The 5,525-nt window shown below is 72.7% G+C and carries 1 protein-coding gene and 1 pseudogene; both read left to right on the top strand.

The window, feature by feature from the left end; genetic code table 11:
- Positions 1-4,287, top strand: a 4,287-nt coding sequence (locus FREUN1FDRAFT_RS37685) for a type I polyketide synthase (RefSeq protein ID WP_035957438.1), incomplete at its 5' end; no start/stop codon positions are given.
- Positions 4,288-4,343: 56 nt separating this feature from the next.
- Positions 4,344-5,513, top strand: a pseudogene (locus tag FREUN1FDRAFT_RS37680) (beta-ketoacyl synthase N-terminal-like domain-containing protein); the annotation flags it as partial.
- Between the last annotated feature and the right edge of the window lie 12 nt (positions 5,514-5,525).

The following is a 5,525-nucleotide window of genomic DNA, read 5'->3' as shown; positions in this document are numbered from 1 at the left end:
GTGGCGCGGGAGCGGGGTCATCGGGTGTTGGCGGTGGTGGGTGGTTCGGCGGTGAATTCCGATGGTGGTTCGAATGGTTTGACGGCGCCGTCGGGGGTGGCGCAGGAGCGGGTGTTGCGGGCGGCGTTGGTGGATGCGGGTGTTTCTGCGGATGGGGTGGATGTGGTGGAGGGGCATGGGACGGGGACGCGGTTGGGTGATCCGATCGAGTTGGGTGCTTTGTTGGGGGTTTATGGGCGGGGGCGGGGTTCTGGTCGGTCTTTGTTGGTGGGGTCGGTGAAGTCGAATATTGGTCATACGCAGGCGGCGGCGGGTGTGGCGGGGATTGTGAAGGTGGTGGAGGGGTTGCGTCGGGGGGTGGTTGCGGGGTCGTTGCATGTGGGGGTGCCGACGTCGCGGGTGGATTGGTCGGTGGGTGGTGTGGAGGTGGTGCGGGAGGCGGTGCCGTGGCCTGAGGTGGTGGGTCGGGTGCGGCGGGCGGGGGTGTCGTCGTTCGGGATCAGTGGCACGAACGCACACGTCATCCTGGAGCAGGCCGGCCCTGACGCGGACTGGTCAGGCGCCCGGGACCTCCCGGCTTCCGGCGGGGGCCCGCACGACGGCTCCGCCGCGACGGGGGTGCCTCCCACGGTCGTGCCCTGGCTGGTCTCCGCTCGGTCCGAGGATGCGCTGCGCGCCCAGGCCACCCGGCTGGCAGCCTTCCTGCCCTCCGGCGTCCCGGCTCCGGAGACCGGGACCGCCCCGGGGACGGCACAGCCCCTCGTGGATGTGGGCTACTCCCTGGCGACCGGCCGTGCCGCGCTGCCGTCCCGGGCCGCGGTGGTGGCCACCGACCTCGACGGCGCCACCCGTGGGCTGGCGGCGCTCGCCCGCGGTGAGTCCACGCCGACGGTCGAGCGGGCGACGGTCAGCGCTCCGGGCCGCACGGCGCTGCTGTTCACCGGCCAGGGCTCGCAGCGGCCCGGGATGGGCCGTGAGCTCTACCGGCGGTTCCCGGTCTTCGCCGAGTGCTACGACCAGGTCCGCGCCCATCTCGACCCGCTGCTGGACCGCCCTCTCGACGACGTGGTCGACGACGCCGAGCGGCTCGACCGTACCGAGAACACACAGCCCGCACTGTTCGCGCTGGAAGTGGCGCTGCACGGCCTGCTGCGGGCCTGGGGCGTCGCACCGGACGTCGTCGCCGGGCACTCCATCGGCGAGATCGCCGCCGCGCACGTCGCGGGAGTGCTCTCGCTGCCCGACGCCTGCGCCCTGGTGGCCGCGCGGGGGCGGCTGATGGCGGCCGCGCCGGGCGGGGCGATGCTCGCCGTCGAGGCGAGCGAACGTGAGGTGCGTGCATGGCTCAGCGCCATCCCGCGCAGCGCCGCGGCCCCTGACGTCGGCACCGGTGACGTCGAGGTGGCCGGTGACATCGACGTGGCTGCGGTGAACGGCCCCACCTCCGCCGTGCTTTCCGGGACGGTGGCCGCGGTGGCCGCGATGGCCGTGCTCGCTGACCGGGCCGGCCGGCGGACCCGCAGGCTCAGGGTCACCCACGCGTTCCACTCCCCGCTGATGGACGGCATGCTGGAGCCGTTCCGCAGGGTCGCCGAATCCCTGCGCTACCAGGCACCGACCGTTGCACTGGTTTCCACGGTGACCGGCCGGTCGGTTTCGGCCGCCGAGCTGTGCGGCGCCGACTACTGGGTTCGGCAGGCCCGCGCCGCGGTGCGTTTCGGTGACGCAGTCACCTGCCTGCGTGAGCGGGGCGTCACCACATTCCTTGAGCTCGGGCCGACCGGCGTCCTTTCCGCGATGGGGCGTGAATGCGTTGCCGACGGCGACGCGGCGTTCATCCCGACGCTGCGGGCGGACCGCTCCGAGGAGCACGCACTGGTGACGGCCCTCAGCCGGGCGCATGTCCATGGTGTCGACATCGACTGGGCGTCCTTCTTCGCCGGGACGCGGGCCCGCCGCGTCGACCTGCCCACATACGCGTTCCAACGGCGTCGGTACTGGCTGGCGCCCTCCCCGGTCATCGCCGATTCCGGCGGCCTCGCCGACGAGACCGCCGTGTCCGGTGCGGAAGACCTCACCTACCGCGTCACCTGGACGCCGGTGACGGTCCCCACCGTGCCGGTGCTTTCGGGAACCTGGATCGTGGCGGTTCCCCCGCTCCCGGAAGCGGCCCGGCTGGCCGACGAGTGCGCTCAGGCGCTGGCCCTGCGCGGCGCGCGGGTGGTGCGACTCGCCGTGGACGGCTCCGACACCAACCGCAGGCGGCTCGCCGGCCGCCTCGCCGCACTGACCGGGACGCCGGTCCTGGATGAAGCGCAGGCACCAGGCAGCGGCCCGGACGACACGGTCGCCGGCGTCACGCGAGCGGCAGACGACGGCGCGGCGGCGGTGCCGGTGCCGGTGCCGGACGGACCCGGCGTGGTGGCGGCCGACATCCGCGGCGTGCTGTCACTGGCTTCGATGGACACCACTGCGCTCGGGACGCATCCCGTTCTCCCGACCGGTCTGGCGCTCACTGTGGCGCTGCTGCAGGCGCTGGGCGATGTGGGGGTGACCGCCCCGCTGTGGTGCGCGACCAGCGGCGCGGTGTCGACAGGCGCCGGGGACCCGCCGTCGGGCCAGGCGCAGGTGCTGGCGCAGGCGCAGGTCTGGGGGCTCGGCCGGGTCGCCGCGCTGGAGATGCCCGGGCGCTGGGGCGGTCTTGTGGACCTGCCGGGTGCGCTTGACCCGAGGGTGGCCGAGGGGCTGGCCGCGGTCCTCACCGGGACGTGCGGTGAGGACCAGGTGGCCTTGCGCCCGGCGGGCCTGTTCGCCCGGCGCATCGTGCGCGCCCGGGGCGGCCCCGGAGCCGTCGCGGATGGCTCCCGGTGGCGTCCCCGCGGGACGGTTCTGATCACCGGGGGGACCGGTGCGCTGGGCTCGGAGGTCGCCCGCTGGTGTGCCACCGAGGGCGCCGAGCGCCTGCTGCTCACCAGCCGGCGGGGCATGGCCGCACCGGGTGCCGCGGAGCTGGCGGCGGAGCTCACCCGCCTCGGCGCCGAGGTCGTGGTGGCCGCCTGCGACGTCACCGATCGGGACGCGCTCGCCGAGATCATCGCCGCGGTGCCGGCGGACCAGCCGCTGACCGCCGTCGTCCACGCGGCCGGTACCGGTGACGGCGCGGTGCTGGAACGGACGACGCCGGCGGAGCTGGCCGCGGTCGTCGCGGCGAAGACGACCGGCGCGGCCCACCTCGACGATCTCCTGGCCGGGCAGCCTCTCGACGCCTTCGTGTTGTTCTCCTCCGTCGCCGGGATCTGGGGCAACCCCGGGCAGGGCGCCTACGCGGGGGCGAACGCCTGGCTGGACGCGCTGGCCGAGCGACGCCGTGCCCGGGGCCTGCCCGCGACCTCGGTGGCCTGGGGACCCTGGGCCGGTGCGGGCATGGCCGACGACCCGCGGGTGCGGGCACGGACCGAGCGTCACGGACTGCCGCCGCTGGTGCCCGAGGAGGCGCTGCGAGCGCTGGCGCAGGTCGTCGGCGGTGGCGAGCCCGGCGTTGTGGTGGCGCGTGTGGACTGGGAGCGGTTCGTCGCCGCCTTCCCACCCGACCGGACGACTCGTTTCGTGGACGAGATCCCGGCGGCCCGGGACGCGGCCTCGCGCAGCCGGGACGGTCGTTCGCGGATCGCCGGGGCGGAGCCCGACGACCTGGCCGCCGCGGGGCCGTCGTCCGCGGGACTGCCGTCTGCCGGGCTGCCGGCCAGCCCGCGGTCCGTCGGGCTGCGGGATCGCCTCGCGTCGGTGCCGGCGAGCGGCCGGCACCGTCTCCTGCTCGGCCTGGTGCGGTCCGAGGTCGCCGCGGTCCTCGGGCATGCCTCGCCCGAGGACATCCCGGCGGACCGGGCCTTCACCGATCTCGGTTTCGACTCGCTGACCTCGGTGGAGACACGCAACCGCCTCGCCCAGGCAACGGGGGAGCAGCTCCCCGCGGTGGTCGTCTTCGACCATCCCACTCCGGACGCGCTCGCCCGACACCTGCTCACACTGCTGAGCCCCCAGGAGAGCGGCCCCGAACCGGTGCTCGCCACCCTCGACCGCCTGGAGGCCAGCATGCCGGCCAGCTTCTCGGACGAACAGGCGCGGGCCGCGCTGGAGACCCGGCTGCGGGCCATGCTGCGTACCCTGCGCGGCCAGGCACCGGCCGGAGGCGACGGACCCGCCGCTGACACGGCCACCGAGGATCTGGGCGCGGCGACCGACGAGGAGATGTTCGACCTCCTCGGCCGGGAGTTCGGCATCTCGTAAGCCCGGATCCGCCCATCCATCTGTTCGTCCCCGCCAGAGACCAGGAGGAGTCCGACGTGTCGAACGAGGATCGGCTGCGCCATTTCCTGAAGCAGGCGACCACCGAGCTTCGGTCGGCGACCCAGCGGGTGCGGGAGCTGGAGGACTCCGCCCGCGAGCCGATTGCGATCGTGGGTATGGGGTGTCGTTTCCCGGGTGGTGTTTCGTCGCCGGCGCAGTTGTGGGATGTGGTGGTGCGGGGTGGGGACATGGTGTCGGGTTTTCCGGTGGATCGTGGCTGGGATCTGGGTGCTCTTTTCAGTGGGGATCCGGGGGTGCCGGGTCGGAGTGATGTTCGGGTGGGTGGTTTTCTTGCGGATGTGGCGGGTTTCGACGCGGATTTTTTTGGGATTTCTCCGCGTGAGGCGTTGGCGATGGATCCGCAGCAGCGTTTGTTGTTGGAGGTGTCGTGGGAGGCGTTGGAGCATGCGGGGATCGATCCGACGTCGTTGCGCGGCACCGACACGGGTGTCTTCACCGGGCTGATCTACCAGGGATACGGCGTCGAGACGGTCGGTGCGCCCGAGAGCGTCGAGGGGTACCGGATCAGCGGCACCGCCTCCAGCGTCGCCTCCGGTCGGGTCGCGTACACGCTGGGGTTGGAGGGTCCGGCGTTGACGGTGGATACGGCGTGTTCGTCGTCGTTGGTGGCGTTGCATGTGGCGGTGCGGTCGTTGCGGGTGGGGGAGTGTTCGTTGGCGTTGGTGGGTGGGGTGACGGTGATGTCGACGCCGGTGGGTTTTGTGGAGTTCTCTCGGCAGGGTGGGTTGGCGGTGGATGGTCGGGTGAAGGCGTTTGGTGAGGGTGCGGATGGGACGGGGTGGGGTGAGGGGGTGGGGGTTGTGGTGGTGGAGCGGTTGTCGGTGGCGCGGGAGCGGGGTCATCGGGTGTTGGCGGTGGTGGGTGGTTCGGCGGTGAATTCCGATGGTGGTTCGAATGGTTTGACGGCGCCGTCGGGGGTGGCGCAGGAGCGGGTGTTGCGGGCGGCGTTGGTGGATGCGGGTGTTTCTGCGGATGGGGTGGATGTGGTGGAGGGGCATGGGACGGGGACGCGGTTGGGTGATCCGATTGAGTTGGGTGCTTTGTTGGGGTTTATGGGCGGGGCGGGGTTCTGGTCGGTCTTTGTTGGTGGGTCGGTGAAGTCGAATATTGGTCATACGCAGGCGGCGGCGGGTGTGGCGGGATTGTGAAGGTGGTGG

The organism is Parafrankia sp. EUN1f (assembly GCF_000177675.1).
Lineage (GTDB): Bacteria > Actinomycetota > Actinomycetes > Frankiales > Frankiaceae > Parafrankia.
This window is presented reverse-complemented; position numbering and strand designations above follow the sequence as displayed.